This is a genomic window from Rhizobium sp. Leaf453, assembly GCF_001425605.1.
Classification (GTDB): Bacteria; Pseudomonadota; Alphaproteobacteria; order Rhizobiales; family Rhizobiaceae; genus Pararhizobium.
The window spans coordinates 151,413-168,976 of sequence record NZ_LMRG01000026.1 but is presented as its reverse complement, the minus strand read 5'-3'; the positions used below and the strand labels follow the sequence as shown (position 1 = coordinate 168,976).

Genomic DNA, 17,564 nt, shown 5'->3' with positions numbered 1-17,564 from the left:
TCCGGTCCCTGTGCATGCATGGCGTATGGCATTGCTCTTTCATACCTGTCACGTGTCGCGAAGGGAATGGGATGAAATGGCGCAGACCAGCGTCACGGGTCCACAGATGATTGCCGCGCTTTTCGGCATGCATGTGATTTTTGCTGGCAGCCAACGGGAAAGGGTGCATATTACCGCCAACACCGCGCAGCAAGGCGGGTACGGAAGCGTGGGCCGCTGCAGCGGCTGGTTCAGCATGCTTCGGGAGAAAGCGCAGGGTAAGGACAGGGTGCGTCTGCCGATGAAGTTTTTCAATTACAAGCGCGTGCCCTACGCGGAAATCCGCGCCTTTTCCGTCCATATTCTGACTGCGTCCGGTTCATTTCTCGCATTTCTCGGCATCGTGGCGGCGGCTGAACATCGCTTCGTCGACATGTTCTGGTGGCTCGGTCTTGCTCTTCTCGTTGACGGGATCGATGGTCCGATTGCCCGCAAGGTCCGGGTCAAGGAAGTTCTGCCAAACTGGTCGGGCGAGACGCTCGACAATGTCATCGACTATGTGACGTATGTAATCATGCCGGCCTTCGCGCTCTACCAGAGCGAGATGATCGGTCAGCCCTGGTCGTTCGTCGCGGCTGGCGCGATCGTCGTTTCGAGTGCGATCTATTATGCCGATATGGGCATGAAGACGGATGAGTATTTCTTCTCCGGTTTCCCCGTCGTCTGGAACATGGTGGTCTTCACCCTGTTTGTCATCGACGCCAGCGAATTGACGGCTTCGATCGTCGTTTTCGTCTCGGTCGTGCTCACCTTCATGCCGATCAATTTCCTGCATCCGGTGCGTGTCCAGCGGCTGCGACCACTGAATCTCATCGTCTTTGCAATCTGGTCCGTCCTCGGCGGTTACGCGCTGCTGCTGCATTTCAATACGCCTGCCTGGGTGGTCGCCGGCGTGGTCGGCACGGGCATCTATCTCTACGTTATCGGCTTCGTCCTGCAGTTGTTCCCCCGGCTTGGACGGGGCTAAGGAGGTTTAATGGCACAGGCCATCATGGTGCGTTCGCTCGGCGGACCCGAGGTTCTGAAGATCGAGGGCGTGACGCTTTCCGCTCCCGGCCCGGGTGAAGTCCAGATTCGCCAGGTGGCGATCGGCGTGAACTTCATCGACGTCTATTTCCGCACCGGTCTCTATAAATCGGCTGAAGGGCTTCCATTCATTCCGGGCAAGGAAGGTGCCGGCATCGTCACCGCTGTCGGCGACAATGTCAGCACGTTTGCCGTGGGCGACCGCGTTGCCTATGCCTCCTCGGATGGCGCTTATTCCAGCGAGCGCAATATCGAGGTCTCGCAACTGGTCAAGGTGCCGGATGGCATCACGCTGGAAACGGCAGCGGCGATGATGCTCAAAGGCATGACGGCGCAGTATCTGCTCAACCAGACCTACAAGGTCGGGCCGGAGACAACCATCCTGTTTCATGCCGCCGCCGGCGGCGTGGGATTGATCGCGGGGCAGTGGGCGAAGGCGCTCGGCGCGACCGTCATCGGCACGGCCGGCTCGCAGGACAAGATCAACTTGGCGCTTGCCCATGGCTATGACCACGTCATCAATTACCGTACCGACAATTTCGTCGCCCAGGTGAAGGAAATCACCCATGGCAAGGGCGTTGATGTCGTCTACGATTCCGTCGGCAAGGACACTTATCCGGCTTCGCTCGACTGCATCAAGCCGCGCGGGCTCTGGGTCAGCTTCGGCAATTCGTCCGGGCCGGTCGAGGGCGTCAATATCGGTATCCTCGCGCAGAAAGGCTCGTTGTTTGCCACGCGACCGACGCTTTTCGCTTACGTTGCGACCCGCCCCGCGCTTGAGGCATGTGCAAACTCCCTGTTTGATATTGTGCAAAGCAACAAAGTGCGTATCAATATCAACCAGACCTATGCGCTTGCCGATGCAAGTCAGGCGCATGCGGATCTCGAAGCAAGAAAAACGAGCGGAACAACATTGCTGATTCCCTGAGACAAGCCGGAGAGGCGGCCGGGGGCGGCAGAGCATGAGAAAAGAGGGGCGGCGTGTCGGCTGAGGGACAACCCGCCAACGGGCCATTGCTGGCCGTTGGCCAATTGACGAAACTGTTCGGCACATTTGCTGCGTGCAACGGGATCAATCTCGATATCAGACCCGGTGAAATCCATGCGCTGCTGGGCGAAAACGGCGCGGGTAAGTCGACCCTTGTCAAGATGCTGTTCGGCGTGCTTGCCCCGACCAGCGGCGAGATCGTCTGGCAGGGCCAACCGGTCAGGATCACCAGCCCAAGTGCCGCGCGGAAGCTTGGCATCGGCATGGTGTTCCAGCACTTTTCCCTATTCGAGGCACTGACGGTTGCCGAGAACATCGCCCTGTCGATGGATCCAGGCGTGTCCTTGTCCAGGATTGCGAAGGAAGCCTCTGATCTTTCTCGCGCTTACGGCCTGCCGCTCGATCCGGATGCCCATGTCGCCGATCTCTCCGTCGGTGAACGTCAGCGCATCGAGATTGTCCGCGCGCTACTGCAGAACCCGAAGCTGATCATTCTCGACGAACCGACCTCGGTGCTGACCCCGCAGGAAGCCGACCGGCTCTTCGAAACCCTGAACAAATTGAAGGCTGAAGGGCGATCCGTTCTCTATATCAGCCACCGGCTGGAAGAGGTGCAGCGCATTTGTGATCGCGCCACCGTTCTTCGCCACGGCAAGGTGACCGGCGCCTGCGATCCGCGCCAGGAAACCCCCGCTTCGCTCGCCCGGATGATGGTCGGCAGCGATGTCGCGCATGTGACGGCGGAGGGAACGAACGCCAAGGGAGCCGTGAAGCTCGAGGCCCGTAATCTGTCTGCCGCCGCCCGCACGCCGTTTGCCGTTTCCCTGAAGGACATCTGTCTGAAGGTTCATGCCGGCGAAGTGCTGGCGATCGCCGGCGTTGCCGGGAACGGGCAGGGCGAATTGTTCGATGCCTTGTCGGGCGAATATCCGGCTGATCTCGATGATGCCATCCGTATTTCCGACAAGCCGGTGGGAACGCGTGGCATCAATGCACGCCGGCTGATGGGGGCAGGCTTCGTTCCTGAAGAGCGTCATGGACACGCCGCGGTGTCGGCCCTGTCGCTTTCTGACAATCTCGTGCTGGCGCGCCACAAGTCGGATCGGCGTGCCTTTCTGGGCGGCGGTTTTCTCGGGCTTATTCGGCAGGATGCCGTGAAGATGGCGGCCAAGCGCATTTCCGAGGCGATGGATGTCCGCAAGAGCGGCGAAAATCCGCCGGCCGGATCGCTTTCGGGCGGCAATCTGCAGAAATTCATTGTCGGACGCGAACTCGACCGGCAACCGACTGTGCTGGTCGTCAATCAGCCCACCTGGGGCGTAGATGCAGGAGCCGCCAGCCGCATTCGCCAAGCGCTCGTCGATCTCGCAAAATCCGGTTCTGCCGTTCTGGTGATCAGTCAGGATCTCGACGAGATTTTCGAGGTGGCGACGGAGATCGCGGTTATCAGCGACGGTCGCCTGTCCGATATCTATCCGGCCTCGGATCTGACACGCGAAAAAATCGGAATGTTGATGGGCGGGATGCACGGCAAGGCCGAGACTGCGGAGATGGCGCATGCGCATTGAACTGGAACGGCGCCCTGACGTCTCCCGGCTGTTTTCGATCCTGTCGCCCGTCATCGCGCTGGCGCTGACGATCTTCTTCGGCGGTATCATGTTCATGATGCTCGGCAAGGATCCGATCCTGGCGCTCTACAGTTTCTTCATCGAACCGCTGATGGAGGTCTGGTCGCTGCACGAACTGGCGATCAAGGCGGCGCCGCTCATCCTGATCGCCGTCGGCCTGTCGGTCTGCTATCGCTCGAACAACTGGAATATCGGTGCCGAAGGCCAGTTCATCATGGGCGCGATTGCCGGTTCGATCCTGCCGGTGGTGTTTTACGACTGGCAATCGCCGCTGGTGCTGCCGCTGATGATGATCCTCGGCATGCTCGGCGGCGCATTGTTCGCGGCCATTCCCGCCTTTCTCAAGGCGCACATGAACACCAACGAAATCCTGACCAGCCTGATGCTGGTCTATGTGGCGCAACTGTTCCTCGACTGGCTGGTGCGTGGTCCCTGGCGTAATCCCGGCGGCATGAATTTTCCCGAGACGCGCACCTTTGATCCGATCGCCGTTCTGCCTGAAATGGTCGCATCCGGCCGGGCGCATTGGGGCTTCGGTTTCGCGATTATCGCGGCCGTCCTGATCTGGTTCATGATGCGCTACACGCTGAAGGGCTTCGAGATCACTGTTCTCGGCCAATCCGCGCGGGCAGGGCGGTTCGCTGGCTTTTCATCGCGCAAGATGATCTGGTTTTCCATGCTGCTTTCCGGCGCGCTTGCAGGTCTCGCGGGCATTGCCGAAGTCAGCGGGGCGATCCAGCAGTTGCGCCCGGTGATCTCGCCCGGTTACGGTTTTACCGCCATCATTGTCGCGTTCCTCGGCAGGCTCAATCCGCTCGGGATTGTCGTCGCCGGCCTTGTTCTGGCGCTCACCTATCTCGGTGGCGAAGCGGTGCAGGTGTCCATGCAGATTTCCGACAAGCCGATCCGCGTCTTCCAGGGGCTGCTCCTGTTCTTCGTGCTCTCCTGCGATACGCTTATCCACTACAAGATCAGGATGATGTGGTACGACCTGAGCGAAACAGCGGGCAAGGGGGCGCGCTGATGGGTATTGTCGAAGCAATCCTTCTGACGGTCATCACCGCAGCCACCCCGCTTGTTTTGGCAGCAATCGGGGAACTCGTGACTGAGCGCTCCGGTGTCCTGAACCTCGGCGTCGAGGGCATGATGGTCATGGGCGCGGCCTGCGCCTTCATTGCCACGCAGGCGACGGGATCGCCCTATGTCGGCATTCTCGCGGGAATCGCCGCTGCTGCACTCTTCTCGTTGCTGTTCGGTTTCCTGACGCTCACGCTGGTCGCCAATCAGGTTGCGACAGGGTTGGCTCTGACAATTCTTGGCCTGGGCATTTCCAGCATGATCGCGGAGCCCTATCTCGGGCAGTCGGGCATCAAGCTGCCGCAGATCGTCTTTCCGGTCCTGTCGGATATTCCGTTTCTCGGCCCTGTCCTGTTCAAGCAGGATCTGATCTTCTACCTGTCGATCGCGCTGGTAGCGGGCGTCAACTGGTTCCTGTTCAAAAGCCGTGCGGGTCTCAAGCTCCGCTCCGTCGGTGACAGCCATTCGTCTGCCCATGCCCTCGGCATCAACGTCATCCGCACGCGCTATCTCGCCGTGATGTTCGGTGGCGCCTGCGCTGGTCTGGCGGGCGCGCAGTTGTCGCTGGTCTACACGCCGCAATGGGTGGAAAACATGTCGGCCGGCCGTGGCTGGATCGCGCTGGCTCTGGTCGTGTTCGCCTCCTGGCGGCCCTGGCGGATCGTGGCGGGTGGTTACCTGTTCGGGGCCGTATCCATCAGCCAGCTCTATGCACAGGCCTATGGTGTTGGAATTCCTTCGCAGTTTCTTTCTGCTCTTCCCTATCTGGCGACAATTGTCGTACTGATCCTGATCTCGCACAATCGGCGCATGACGCTGATCAACACACCGGCAGCATTGGGAAAACCCTTTGTGCCCGACCGGTGACCAAAAACACTGATGGAATACTCAAACCGACAGGGGTCCAAAATGAAGAAACTTCTCCTCGCACTCGCAACCACGGCGGCCGTCATCGGCTTTTCAGCCGCGGCAAGCGCTGCCGACAAGGCAAAAATCTGCTTCGTCTACGTCGGCTCGAAGACGGACGGCGGCTGGACGCAGGCGCATGACATCGGCCGTCAGGAGCTTGAAAAAGCCCTCGCTGACAAGATCGAGACCCAGTTCCTTGAAAATGTTCCGGAAGGCCCGGACGCAGAGCGCGCCATCGAGCGTCTCGCCCGTTCCGGCTGCGGCCTGATCTTCACCACGTCGTTCGGCTTCATGGACGCGACCGTCAAGATCGCCGCGAAGTTCCCGGACGTGAAGTTCGAGCATGCGACCGGCTACAAGTCCGGTCCGAACCTTGCGACCTACAACAGCCGTTTCTATGAAGGCCGCTACATCCAGGGTCAGATTGCCGCCAAGATGTCCCAGAAGGGTGTCGCAGGCTACATCGCCTCTTTCCCGATTCCGGAAGTGGTCATGGGCATCAACTCGTTCCTGATCGGCGCGCGTTCCGTCAATCCGGAATTCAAGCTGAAGGTCGTCTGGGCCAACACCTGGTTCGATCCGGGCAAGGAAGCCGACGCCGCCAAGGCATTGATCGACCAGGGTGTCGATATCCTGACGCAGCACACCGACACCACCGCGCCGATGCAGGTTGCTGCCGAGCGCGGCATCAAGGCGTTCGGACAGGCATCCGACATGATCAAGGCCGGTCCTGAAACCCAGCTGACCGCGATCGTCGACACCTGGGGCGCCTACTACATCAAGCGCACACAGGCCTTCATCGATGGCAAGTGGGAAACCACGTCCAGCTGGGATGGCCTGAAGGACGGCATCCTGACGATGGCGCCGTATACCAACATGCCCGACGATGTAAAGGCAATGGCGGAAGAGACCCAGAAGAAGATCGAGTCGGGCGAACTGAAGCCCTTCACCGGTCCCCTGAAGAAGCAGGATGGATCAGAATGGCTCGCAGCTGGCGCTTCGTCGGATGATGGCACGTTGCTCGGCATGAACTTCTACGTCGAAGGCGTGGACGACAAGCTGCCGCAATAAGCTTTTCGCGCTATAGATTATGCAATCAGAGAGGGTGGCCGTCGGCCGCCCTCTTTTGATTCTGGCTTGAGAAAATTTGCGCACATGCTCAAAAAGCTGGTTTACATAAATAATATAGTATGATTTTTTACCGGTGCTGCGAAGCGCAGCTTTCTTTGGGAGGAAATCATGAAATTGAAGACAGCACTCGCGAGTGCCACGATTCTGGCTGCCTGCATGTTCGGTTCGGCGTCCGCTGCCGATTTGACGATCGGATTTTCGCAGATTGGCTCTGAATCCGGCTGGCGCGCGGCAGAAACCACGCTGACCAAGCAGCAGGCTGAAAAGCGCGGCATCGACCTGAAGTTCGCCGATGCGCAGCAGAAGCAGGAAAACCAGATCAAGGCTCTGCGTTCCTTTATCGCCCAGGGCGTTGATGCGATCTTGATCGCTCCGGTTGTGGCGACTGGCTGGGACGAAGTCCTGACCGAAGCCAAGGATGCCGAGATTCCGGTCATCCTGCTCGACCGTACCGTCGATTCGTCGGACGAACTCTATCTGACCGCCGTCACCTCCGACCTTGTTCACGAAGGCAATGTTGCCGGCAAGTGGCTCGTCGATACCGTCGGCACCAAGGCCTGTAACGTTGTTGAACTGCAGGGCACGACGGGTTCGTCGCCGGCCATCGACCGCAAGAAGGGCTTCGAGGAAGCGCTGAAGGGTCACGACAATCTGAAGATCATCCGCAGCCAGACCGGCGACTTCACCCGCACCAAGGGCAAGGAAGTCATGGAAAGCTTCCTGAAGGCTGAAGACGGCGGCAAGAATATCTGCGCCCTCTACGCCCACAACGACGACATGGCCGTCGGCGCGATCCAGGCCATCAAGGAAGCCGGCTTGAAGCCGGGCACGGACATTCTCGTCGTCTCGATCGACGCTGTTCCAGATATCTTCCAGGCCATGGCTGCCGGCGAAGCGAACGCCACCGTCGAACTGACCCCGAACATGGCCGGCCCGGCGCTCGACGCGCTCGACGCCTTCCTGAAGGACGGCACCAAGCCGGCCAAGTGGATCCAGACGGAATCGAAGCTCTACACGCAGGCTGACGATCCGCAGAAGGTCTACGAAGAAAAGAAGGGCCTCGGCTACTAAGAGACTGTCGGCATTGCACGATTTCCGCCCGCAATCCTGAGTTTGCGGGCGGATTCGGCGGGATGCCGGCACGTCTTCTTCGCCAGTGTCCCGCCTTCGCATTTCAATATGCGTTTCAAGGCTCAACATCTGCCACGATGTCGCTTTGCCGTGTTTCATCCGGCGCTGTAGCCCGTGGCATATTTCGCGGCAGTCCGTAAGGTTCGGGTGACCTTGCGTTTCCTCAAGAAGCCGGTTTCATGCAGAACATCACAAATGACATTCTCGTCGCATCAGGGATCGTCAAGACCTTCCCGGGTGCGATCGCGCTGAACAAGGTCAACTTCTCGCTGCGCCGCGGCGAGGTTCATGCATTGCTCGGCGAAAATGGCGCTGGCAAATCCACGCTGATCAAATGCATGACCGGCGCCTATCGCCGCGATGCGGGAACGCTGACCCTGGACGGCCAGGAGATCGATCCCCGCGATACGCTCGACGCCCAGAAACTGGGGATCGGCACGGTCTATCAGGAGGTCAATCTGCTGGGAAATCTCAGCGTCGCTGAAAACCTGTTCCTCGGGCGCCAGCCGCGCCGCTTCGGCCTGATCGATACCGGCGAAATGCGCCGGCGCGCCGAGGCGCTGCTGGCCCAATATGGCGTCGATATCAACGTGTCGGCGGCGCTCGAAAGTTACTCGGTCGCGATCCAGCAAGTGGTGGCAATTGCCCGGGCTGTCGATCTCTCGGGCAAAGTCCTGATCCTCGACGAGCCGACCGCCAGCCTTGACGCGCAGGAAGTCGAAATGCTGTTTGGCATCGTTCGCGATCTGAAGGCGAGGGGGCTTGGCATCGTGTTCATCACCCACTTCCTCGAACAGGTCTACGATCTCACCGACCGGATCACCGTTCTGCGCAACGGTCAGTTGGTTGGCACGCGCGAAACGGCATCCCTGCCGCGCCGCGAGCTGGTAACAATGATGCTCGGGCACGAGTTGCAGTCTGTCGAAAAAGCGGTAGCAGATACGGAGATTGCCAGCGGGCCGGTGCAGTTCCGCTTTTCCAACTACGGCAAGACCGGCAAGATCAAGCCGTTCGATCTGGATGTCCGCAAAGGCGAGGTGGTTGGGATTGCCGGTCTTCTGGGATCCGGCCGGACGGAGACAGCCGAACTGCTGTTCGGGGTGCAAAGCGCCGATAGCGGCACGGCGGAGATTGGTGGCAAGACAACGACCCTGTCGTCGCCCCGCGCGGCCATTGCGGAAGGCTTCGGCTTCTGTCCGGAGGACCGCAAGGTTGACGGCATCATCGGTGAACTCTCCGTACGCGAAAATATCGCGCTCGCCTTGCAGGCCCGGCGTGGCTGGGCGCGGCCGCTGTCGATGTCGGAGCAGAATGCACTGGCGGACCGATATATCAAAGCGCTCGACATCCGTACCACCGACCGTGAAAAGCCGATCCGGCTTCTGTCTGGCGGCAACCAGCAGAAGGCCATCCTGGCGCGCTGGCTGGCCACCAATCCGGAATTTCTCATTCTCGATGAGCCGACGCGCGGCATCGATGTCGGCGCCCATGCCGAAATCATCCGGCTGATCGAGGATCTCTGCGCGCAGGGCATGTCGCTGATCGTCATCTCCTCGGAGCTTGAGGAACTCGTCGCTTACAGTTCCCGCATCATCGTGCTGCGTGACCGGGCGCATGTCGCCGAACTCACGGGAAGCGAAATCACAACCGAACATATCGTTAATGCCATTGCCACGGCAAACCACGCGGGAGAAGCGCAATGATCGACAGCGCGAGACGTCTTGGTTGGCGACTGCTGCCGCAATTCATAGCCCTGGCGATCATCCTGGTGCTGATCCGAATCGTCTTTCCGGACTTCTTCTCGATCGAAATCCAGAATGGCCGGCTCTACGGCAGCCTGATCGACATTCTCAACCGCGGTGCGCCGGTCGCTTTGCTTGCCGTCGGCATGACCGTCGTCATCGCAACGAAGGGCATCGATCTTTCTGTCGGCGCGGTCATGGCGATCTGCGGGGCGGTCGCTGCCGCCTCCAGCGTGCGCGGCGATCCGCTCGTGATGACGCTGGTGCTGGCCATCGGCACAGGTCTTCTCTGCGGCGTCTGGAATGGCTTCCTCGTTTCGGTGCTCAACATCCAGCCGATCATCGCTACCCTGGTGCTGATGGTCGCCGGACGCGGCATCGCGCAGCTGGTGACCGAAGGTGCGATCCTGACCTTCAACGATCCAGGCCTGATCTTCATCGGCAGCGGCGCCTTTCTCGGTCTGCCCATGCCGGTCGTCATCTGGCTGGTCTTCGGCACGGCAGTGGCGCTTCTGGTGCGGCGTACCGCGCTCGGCATGCTGATCGAGGCCGTCGGTATCAACCGTCGCGCCTCGACCCTGTCGGGCATCCGCACACCGCTGCTGTTGATGGCGGCCTACATGCTCTCCGGTCTCTGCGCGGCGCTGGCCGGCCTGATCGTCACCGCCGATATTCGCGGCGCCGATGCCAACAATGCCGGGCTCTGGCTTGAATTGGACGCCATTCTGGCCGTCGTGGTCGGCGGGACTTCGCTGCTTGGCGGCCGGTTCAGCATCGTCGCCTCGCTGATCGGCGCGATGATCATTCAAGCCGTCAACACCGGCATTTTGTCTTCGGGCTTCCCGCCGGAGTTCAATCTGATCATCAAGGCCGCGATCATCGTCATCATCCTCGTCATCCAGTCGCCGCGCGTGCAGACCGGCTTGACGTTCCTCAGCCGCAAAACCGTCCGCGGGGACGTCGCAAAGCAGACCGTTCGATGAACCAGAAATATCTTCCCCTGATCGCCACGATCGTCATCTTCGTCGTCTCCTACGCGGCCTGCGCGGCGCAATATCCAAACATCCTGTCGACCCGCGTGATCGGCAACCTGCTGACTGACAACGCTTTCCTCGGCATCGCCGCTGTCGGAATGACCTTCGTCATCCTGTCGGGAGGCATCGATCTCTCCATCGGTTCCGTCATCGCTTTCACCGGGATTTTCCTGGCAGTCATGCTGGAGAACACCGGTATTCATCCGCTGGCGGCCTTTGTGCTGGTTCTGTTGATCACCACGCTGTTCGGCGCGATCATGGGGGCGATAATCCACTATCTGGAAATGCCGGCTTTCATCGTCACGCTCGCCGGCATGTTTCTCGCGCGTGGAATGGCCTTTGTGCTGTCGATCGACTCGATCCCGATCAAGCATCCGTTCTATGCCACGATGAAGACGTTTTACTACAAGCTGCCGGGCGGTGGTCGCATCACGCTGATCGGCGGCGTCATGCTCCTGGTCTTTGCCTTGGGCATCCTGATCGCGCAGCGGACGCGCTTTGGAACCAATGTCTATGCACTCGGCGGTGGCCCGCAGACGTCGGCGCTCATGGGTGTGCCGGTTGGCCGCACCACGATCATGATCTACGGATTATCCGGTTTTCTCGCCGGGCTTTCGGGAATCGTTTATTCGCTATACACATCAGCAGGTTATTCGCTCGCCACGGTCGGGGTCGAGTTGGATGCCATTGCCGCCGTGGTCATTGGCGGAACGCTTCTGACAGGAGGCGCCGGGTTTGTGGGAGGAACACTCGTCGGCGTCTTGATACAGGGACTGATCCAGACCTACATCACCTTCGATGGTTCGCTTTCGAGTTGGTGGACGAAGATCCTGATCGGTGCTTTGCTCTTTGCGTTCATTCTCATGCAAAAGGGCATCCTGTTTGTATCGCGGCAGAACAGAAAGTATTCCTGAGGGGGGAGTTGCTTGCGTAAGGGTATGCTCGAAACCGTCATCACCGGTGTGAACACGCGCACCAGTCATGCACAGGTGGTGGATGAACTGGGCAAGGCGATCATTGCCGGAGAGTTTCCGGTCGGCTCGATCCTGCCGGGAGATCCGGAGCTTGCCGCGCGGTTCAAGGTGTCGCGCACGGTGTTGCGCGAGGCGATGAAGACGCTTGCCGCCAAGGGGCTGATTGTGCCGCGGGCGCGGATCGGCACGCGCGTCACGCCGAAAAACCACTGGAACCTGTTCGACAGCGACGTGCTGACCTGGCATTTCCATGGCGGCGTGGACGAGGAGTTTCTGTATCACCTCAGCGAAATCCGCCTCGCCTTTGAGCCGCATGGGGCGGCTCTGGCCGCCATCAACGCGACGGAAGCGGAAATCAGCGGCATGATGCGTCTCGCTGTCGCAATGGGCGACCCAGACCATACGGCCGAAACACTCGCTATCGCCGACCTCAAGTTTCACCTGGCTGTCGTCGAGGCCTCGGGAAATCCGTTCATGCGCACCGTCGGCAGCCTGATCGAGGCGGCGCTGGTCGGTATCTTCAAGCTGAGTTCGCCGGCGTCGGGCAAGGAGCGTATCGACGATGTCGCGCGCTCGCACATCAAGATCGTCGAGCAGATCAGTAGGCGCGACGAGGCCGGTGCCAGGGCTGCGATGGAAAATGTTATCCGTGTCGGGCGCGAACGCGTTCGCGCCGCGCTCAGTGAACGGGCGGAAGCGAAACCCCGGAGCGAATAGTCCGCTTGGCGTCCGCGTCTCCGCAATCGGCAGCGCTGCGAGCCTGATAATGCAGGTCTTTCGGCAAAAGAACCGCAATTCTGCCGTTGCCGCCTTGCTGCAACTGCGTCTTCCGCCTATTTGATAGGTCGACTTTGACGCGCGCCGGTTCCGGCGGGCGGATCTCTATCAACGGTGTCCGAGGGTTATGTCCGAACTGCTTGTTATTTTCGTGCTCTTATTGATCAATGCGTTTTTCGCGCTTTCGGAAATGGCAATTGTATCGGCAAGCCGGCCACTGCTGCGGCAGATGGCAAAACAGGGCAACAGCCGCGCCGAACTGGCGCTGCGGTTGGCCGAGGATCCCGGCAAGTTTCTCTCGACAGTCCAGGTCGGTATCACGCTGGTCGGCACCTTGGCTGGCGCTTACGGCGGCGCGACGATCGCCGACAAGCTTGCGCCGACGCTCGACACCATCAGTTGGATCCATCCCTATGGCAGCACGGTCGCGGTAGCGCTGGTCGTCACTCTCATTACCTATCTTTCGGTCGTGATCGGGGAACTCATCCCCAAGCAACTGGCGCTGAAGAATTCCGAAGGCGTGGCGATGTTCGTTGCCGGCCCGATGTCGTTCCTCTCCAAGCTCGCCGCTCCGATTGTCTATCTTTTCGAAACCTCGGCCGCGCTTTTCATGCGCATTTTCGGTGTCGCCAGCGATAGCGACCAGGTGACGGAAGAAGAGGTTCAGGCGATCATGGCCGAGGGGGTCGAAAGCGGCGCGATCGAAAAGTCCGAGCATGAAATGTTGCGGCGGATCATCCGGCTGGGTGATCGCAACGTCAAATCGATCATGACGCACCGCACCGAGGTGAGCTTCATCGACATCAACGACACGCTGGAGACGATCCGGGCAAAGGTCGGCCAATCCGCCCATTCCCGTTACCCTGTGATGGATGCGAGCGGCGAGGTTCTCGGTGCTGTCCAGGTCAAGGAAATTCTCAACGCGCCGGACAAGGCAGGTTTCCAGATCCGGAATTTCATCAAGGATATCCATACCTTGCCGGAGACAGCGTCCTGCCTCAAGGCGCTGGAGGCGTTCAAGGCGTCGCACACCAACATGGCGATGATCGTCGACGAATACGGCAGTATCGAGGGCATTCTCACCATTGCCGATATTCTCGAGGCGATTGTCGGTGTGCTGCCGTCGAACTACGACGATATCGAACATGCCCTGATTCGCCAGCGCGACGATGGCTCCTATCTCGTCGACGGCCGCACCCCCATCGACGAAATCCATCTGACGATCGGTATCGACGAGATCGATTCCGATGGCAACTACGAGACGATCTCCGGTTTCCTGGTCCAGGAATTGCGAAAGAACCCGGAAGAGGGCGACGTGACGGAAGCCTACGGCTACCGCTTCGAGGTCATCGACATGGACGGCCGGCGTATCGACAAGATTCTGGTATCGCGCGCGGCATCGTGAGTTTTTCTGCCAAGGCAGGCTGAAACTTTTCAGTATGGCACCAGGGGAGCGTTTCTGCTCACGTTGCCGAACCGGCATGACTGTATGTTCACGCGGCAGGTTTGCCCGTGGTTTGTCAAAGAACATGGCCGGGGCGCTCGAAAGAGCCTCGTTTGGTAGTGGGAAAGTGGCTCTCGCCAGCGCCCCGTTCGGCGGTTTTTGCCCACGCACTTTTTCCACTACGGCCCGCTCATGTGCATGTCGTTGTCCAGAAACCGCTATACACTTTCTGGCGACATGCAGTGGACCCTCTGTGCATCGCACGCCCGCAGCAGCAACAGCCTGCGGAGGGGAAATTTCGCCTGGACCCCGGCTATGGGGACGTCCGTCCTTCCCCCAAACCCGGCGCCGGCCCCGCCTCGCTGCCACGGCTGGCAGTGTATCCGTGGCGGGACGAGGGGAATCATAGGCTGGATTTTCGGGGCGGGGATATTGTTATGTGGCTGAGATCCCCTCACCAACAAAATCTAACACTTAGCCTGCGGCTAAGATGTTGATTTTGTGTCCTCTCCCACCGGGGGAGAGGTAAGGATGCCGCACCTTTGCGGCTCGAAATCATCCACGGCTTGGCGAGAATTCGGCTCCGGGTTACCTCTCCCCCAGTGGGAGAGGAAGCAATTTCAACATCTTAGCTTTAGCTAAGTGTTAGAAATTGCAGGTGAGGGGATCTTTGCTACACTCGCAAAACAACCGGACCCCACTATGCGCCACACACCGCCGCCGATCCATCGCAGCCGCGCCCGCCATATGCGGGCCGATGCCACGCTGGCCGAGAACCTGCTTTGGCAGGCGCTGCGCAATCGCCAATTGGAAGGGTTCAAATTCAAGCGGCAGGTTCCGCTCAACGGTTACATCCTCGATCTCGTCTGCTTTGAAGCGCGGTTGATCATCGAGGTGGACGGGTTTCAACACGCGGAGAATGTGGGTGATGCTGTGCGGGATGCGCTGTTCCAGAACGAGGGTTTTCGCATCCTGCGCTTCTGGAACGAGGAAATCGTCAAGAACCTTGATGGTGTTTGCCTGACGATATCGTCTGAGCTGAGGAATAGCGGCGAATGAGGGGCTTGACCTCTCCCCTTGTGGGAGAGGACGCAAAATCTAACATTTAGCCGCAGGCTAAGTGTTAGATTTTGCTTTCTCTCTCGCAGATGGGAGAAAAGGATGGCTTACGCTCTAAGGGTTCTACCAAATTCATAAAACAGCGCTGCACAAGTTAGGTCTCTTTCCAGAGATATCTTCTCGCCCGGCCAGCGTAAATCTTCTTCTTTACTTGTTGCTAATCGTATCATCCTGCGTTCTAAAACCGTCAAATCGCTTCGCGAAACGCCAAACGCTGTACCGATTATTCTATCTATAGAGGTAGCGGATTCCGGCTGCAAAATTTCCATATTAGCATCATGATATGCCATGCCGAGGAATACTATTCTCTTACTTTCGGTTATTCTCGACCTTATATTGATCAGTGAAGTTTGATCATCGACTTGTTCGGAGAATGTCTTTATCGAATTTGAGATATCTAACAAGTTTATTGTATCCGGCACTCCAAAATTCACCCTTACCCCTGGTTTTGTTTGCCAAGGCAAGACACCTACAACCCCATAGGGGTGAGTAATACTAACGCCATTTACTAACTCAGCAGCGATGTCGTTTTCCACATTATAGTAATTTTTTATTGATTCAAAAAGGAAAAACTCAAGAGTCCTGTCGTAGTTAAACGTTACAAAACTTACATTAGAAAATAAATTACCGATGTCACTCTTCGCTCGCCCTTCAACCAGCGTCTGAAACAAACCATGATACCAAGTATCGGTTATCCGTCTCCAATCGATATTTGAACGGCCTCGTTCATCCTTGGGAAAAAGCAGTGATTTTTGTTCTGCTGACAATATCGAACGCGTGATAGCTAATTTCGCCATCGTGGAAATTCGATCATCTTCTTGATTTTCAATAAAATTATCGATCGAAATTGCTTGATCTAAAGCATCGCGGATATGCCAAGCAGCTGCGAGGTAACGATTATATTCGTTGGCCTCTTCTTGAGAACCCAGTCCAATCTTCCTTTCTAATGCCTTTGCAATGTACCGATCACCGGTTATAGGCGTCGTCGAATGATCAAATTTAATATCTAGGAGTTCTTTTATCTTCTCTTTTAAATGCACTCCAAGAGGCATTTTAACTTCATAACTAGCACCTGCACCTATAACGAAAACAGTTTCGGTCTTGTACATGTAGCACCTATGAAAATCCCCGCTGCGAACCAAATCACCGCGGGGATAAGCTTAAATTCAGCGTCAGTTGTTAGGAGGCGATCTCAACCACTTATCCCTGTATTAATTAGCTGCAACCACTCGTCGCACCATCCTAGTATTACTACATTGTGAAAAAGATCATATTTTCAAAACGTTGCGAGACCTTACTCCGCGAGCTTACTCCCACGCTGTCCTGCCTACCTGCGCAATGTCCGGGGGCATCGCTGGAACCACAAACGGGTACCGCATCTACCGCGAGCTGGAATTGAACCTACGGATCAAGCCAAGAAAGCGATTGAAGCGGGACAAGCCCGATGTGCTCGCCGTTCCGGATCAGCCAAACACGGTTGGTCAATGGACTTCATGGCAGACCGTCTGGAGGACGGCAGGCAGTTCCGGCTACTCAACATCCTAGACGACTTCAACCGCGAAGGGCTGGGCATCGAAGTGGACTTTTCACTGCCAGCTTGCCGCTGACATATTCCGGGCCGTTGTCCATTCGAATGGCGTATGGCTTGCAGCGCCATTCGATGATCTGGTTCAAGCTGCGGATCACGCGTTAAGCTCATGGAATGGGCAGAGAAACAAGGGATCGCCTTGAAGCACATCCAACCGGGCAAGCCGCAGCAGAATGCCTATGTCGAGCGCTATAACCGCACCGTCCGGCATGAATGGCTCGACCAGGCAAAGGAATTGGCCACACAGTGGCTATGGACCTACAACAACGAACGGCCCAATATGGGCCTCGGCGGCATCACACCAGCACAGAAACCGAAAAATGGCCGCGTGAATTCTACTGCAGAGCCCTGCTAAACACGGGGGGATTACCGTCGCGCTGAAACGCATGCGCGTCCTCGCGGCCGGGTTATGAAACTGTTCGCAGGCCCGTTGACTGAGCCGTTAAGGAGATGAAACGCCAAAGGGACAGGAAAACGTTCTTATAGAGTTTTCGTAGCCTCAGGCAGAGTTTTTGTTACTTTTGAGCTGCTCTAGTTGGAGACGGACTTCATATAGTTCAAGCTCTGCCTCCAGAATGGCCTGGCGAAGCTGATAGGTTTGATCACCCATATCTTTATTTAACTGCGACTCGGGCAACACCCTCGGTGTGTTGTTAATTTTTGAAAGTTCACCAAAGATGTAAGATTTTAGCTTGGCTTGGCCTGCATCGCGAGACTCATCCTCACCCTTGCGCTCAAGGTATGACGGCGAGAAACCTGATCGTCGCAGAACCTCTTGAATTCCAGGTTTGCGTTTCGCGAACGGATAGACACCGTTGTTTTGCGAAGTTTCCCTTTCAATCGAATCGAGCGCCCACTTTATGCGGTCCTCGGGGACCAGCGTTGGAGGTGCCACGGTCACGTAGACGAACACCTTGTTATCCAAATTGGCCCGAGTGTGGTGCCGTGGGGTTCTCG

General features: G+C 58.0%; 15 protein-coding genes and 1 pseudogene. 14 read left to right on the top strand and 2 right to left on the bottom strand.

The window, feature by feature from the left end:
- Positions 1 to 280 precede the first annotated feature (280 nt).
- The 13 genes from pcsA to ASG68_RS22230 all read left to right on the top strand — a co-directional run bounded on the left by pcsA (position 281) and on the right by ASG68_RS22230 (position 14,959).
- Complete coding sequence (gene pcsA, locus ASG68_RS22290) at positions 281 to 1,006, top strand: phosphatidylcholine synthase (RefSeq protein ID WP_062585874.1); 726 nt, start codon at positions 281 to 283, stop codon at positions 1,004 to 1,006.
- 9 nt (positions 1,007 to 1,015) lie between these two features.
- The gene (locus ASG68_RS22285; RefSeq protein WP_062585736.1) at positions 1,016 to 1,993 is read left to right on the top strand and encodes a quinone oxidoreductase family protein; all 978 of its coding nucleotides are present in this window, start codon (positions 1,016 to 1,018) and stop codon (positions 1,991 to 1,993) included.
- A gap of 53 nt (positions 1,994 to 2,046) precedes the next feature.
- Complete coding sequence (locus ASG68_RS22280) at positions 2,047 to 3,621, top strand: ABC transporter ATP-binding protein (protein ID WP_062585738.1); 1,575 nt, start codon at positions 2,047 to 2,049, stop codon at positions 3,619 to 3,621.
- Complete coding sequence (locus ASG68_RS22275) at positions 3,611 to 4,705, top strand: ABC transporter permease (protein ID WP_062610193.1); 1,095 nt, start codon at positions 3,611 to 3,613, stop codon at positions 4,703 to 4,705. The genes ASG68_RS22280 and ASG68_RS22275 overlap by 11 nt, the downstream gene beginning before the upstream one ends.
- Positions 4,705 to 5,625: an ABC transporter permease gene (locus ASG68_RS22270; RefSeq protein ID WP_062610191.1), complete on the top strand. Its 921-nt coding sequence runs from the start codon at positions 4,705 to 4,707 to the stop codon at positions 5,623 to 5,625. Before ASG68_RS22275 ends, ASG68_RS22270 begins: the two co-directional genes overlap by 1 nt.
- 42 nt (positions 5,626 to 5,667) lie before the next feature.
- The gene (locus ASG68_RS22265) at positions 5,668 to 6,738 is read left to right on the top strand and encodes a BMP family ABC transporter substrate-binding protein (RefSeq protein WP_062585743.1); all 1,071 of its coding nucleotides are present in this window, start codon (positions 5,668 to 5,670) and stop codon (positions 6,736 to 6,738) included.
- 168 nt (positions 6,739 to 6,906) lie between these two features.
- Complete coding sequence (gene ytfQ, locus ASG68_RS22260; protein ID WP_062585745.1) at positions 6,907 to 7,869, top strand: galactofuranose ABC transporter, galactofuranose-binding protein YtfQ; 963 nt, start codon at positions 6,907 to 6,909, stop codon at positions 7,867 to 7,869.
- A 239-nt stretch (positions 7,870 to 8,108) separates the two neighbouring features.
- Positions 8,109 to 9,632, top strand: coding sequence for a galactofuranose ABC transporter, ATP-binding protein YtfR (ytfR, locus tag ASG68_RS22255; protein WP_062585747.1), 1,524 nt, complete (start codon positions 8,109 to 8,111; stop codon positions 9,630 to 9,632).
- Positions 9,629 to 10,654 carry an ABC transporter permease gene (locus tag ASG68_RS22250; RefSeq protein ID WP_062585749.1) on the top strand — a complete coding sequence of 342 codons (1,026 nt, stop codon included), beginning with the start codon at positions 9,629 to 9,631 and terminating at the stop codon, positions 10,652 to 10,654. The genes ytfR and ASG68_RS22250 overlap by 4 nt, the downstream gene beginning before the upstream one ends.
- Positions 10,651 to 11,619: a galactofuranose ABC transporter, permease protein YjfF gene (gene yjfF, locus ASG68_RS22245; RefSeq protein WP_062585751.1), complete on the top strand. Its 969-nt coding sequence runs from the start codon at positions 10,651 to 10,653 to the stop codon at positions 11,617 to 11,619. Before ASG68_RS22250 ends, yjfF begins: the two co-directional genes overlap by 4 nt.
- Before the next feature lie 24 nt (positions 11,620 to 11,643).
- Complete coding sequence (locus ASG68_RS22240; protein ID WP_082478052.1) at positions 11,644 to 12,396, top strand: FadR/GntR family transcriptional regulator; 753 nt, start codon at positions 11,644 to 11,646, stop codon at positions 12,394 to 12,396.
- Between the two features lie 187 nt (positions 12,397 to 12,583).
- On the top strand, positions 12,584 to 13,861 hold the full coding sequence (locus ASG68_RS22235; protein WP_062585755.1) for a hemolysin family protein: 1,278 nt from the start codon (positions 12,584 to 12,586) through the stop codon (positions 13,859 to 13,861).
- 741 nt (positions 13,862 to 14,602) lie between these two features.
- Positions 14,603 to 14,959, top strand: a complete 357-nt coding sequence (locus ASG68_RS22230; protein WP_062585757.1) for an endonuclease domain-containing protein — start codon at positions 14,603 to 14,605, stop codon at positions 14,957 to 14,959.
- 107 nt (positions 14,960 to 15,066) lie between these two features.
- Here the strand turns inward: ASG68_RS22230 and ASG68_RS22225 are convergent, their stop codons facing one another.
- Positions 15,067 to 16,128 (bottom strand): hypothetical protein, encoded by a 1,062-nt coding sequence (locus ASG68_RS22225; RefSeq protein ID WP_156384911.1) that lies wholly within the window; start codon positions 16,126 to 16,128, stop codon positions 15,067 to 15,069.
- A gap of 210 nt (positions 16,129 to 16,338) precedes the next feature.
- Between ASG68_RS22225 and ASG68_RS33105 the strand changes: the two are divergent.
- Positions 16,339 to 16,962, top strand: a pseudogene (locus ASG68_RS33105) (integrase core domain-containing protein); the annotation flags it as partial.
- Positions 16,963 to 17,106: 144 nt separating this feature from the next.
- On the opposite strand, the gene ASG68_RS22215 reads toward ASG68_RS33105, so the two are convergent.
- Positions 17,107 to 17,520: a hypothetical protein gene (locus ASG68_RS22215; RefSeq protein WP_062610189.1), complete on the bottom strand. Its 414-nt coding sequence runs from the start codon at positions 17,518 to 17,520 to the stop codon at positions 17,107 to 17,109.
- Positions 17,521 to 17,564 lie beyond the last annotated feature (44 nt).

Bases quoted from the DNA above. Each gene is read 5' to 3' on its own strand.
- pcsA (WP_062585874.1), top strand. From the start codon at position 281: ATGAAGTTTTTCAATTACAAGCGCGTGCCCTACGCGGAAATCCGCGCC.
- ASG68_RS22285 (WP_062585736.1), top strand. From the start codon at position 1,016: ATGGCACAGGCCATCATGGTGCGTTCGCTCGGCGGACCCGAGGTTCTG.
- ASG68_RS22275 (WP_062610193.1), top strand. From the start codon at position 3,611: ATGCGCATTGAACTGGAACGGCGCCCTGACGTCTCCCGGCTGTTTTCG.
- ASG68_RS22270 (WP_062610191.1), top strand. From the start codon at position 4,705: ATGGGTATTGTCGAAGCAATCCTTCTGACGGTCATCACCGCAGCCACC.
- ASG68_RS22265 (WP_062585743.1), top strand. From the start codon at position 5,668: ATGAAGAAACTTCTCCTCGCACTCGCAACCACGGCGGCCGTCATCGGC.
- ytfQ (WP_062585745.1), top strand. From the start codon at position 6,907: ATGAAATTGAAGACAGCACTCGCGAGTGCCACGATTCTGGCTGCCTGC.
- ytfR (WP_062585747.1), top strand. From the start codon at position 8,109: ATGCAGAACATCACAAATGACATTCTCGTCGCATCAGGGATCGTCAAG.
- ASG68_RS22250 (WP_062585749.1), top strand. From the start codon at position 9,629: ATGATCGACAGCGCGAGACGTCTTGGTTGGCGACTGCTGCCGCAATTC.
- yjfF (WP_062585751.1), top strand. From the start codon at position 10,651: ATGAACCAGAAATATCTTCCCCTGATCGCCACGATCGTCATCTTCGTC.
- ASG68_RS22240 (WP_082478052.1), top strand. From the start codon at position 11,644: ATGCTCGAAACCGTCATCACCGGTGTGAACACGCGCACCAGTCATGCA.
- ASG68_RS22235 (WP_062585755.1), top strand. From the start codon at position 12,584: ATGTCCGAACTGCTTGTTATTTTCGTGCTCTTATTGATCAATGCGTTT.
- ASG68_RS22230 (WP_062585757.1), top strand. From the start codon at position 14,603: ATGCGCCACACACCGCCGCCGATCCATCGCAGCCGCGCCCGCCATATG.
- ASG68_RS22225 (WP_156384911.1), bottom strand. From the start codon at position 16,128: ATGTACAAGACCGAAACTGTTTTCGTTATAGGTGCAGGTGCTAGTTAT.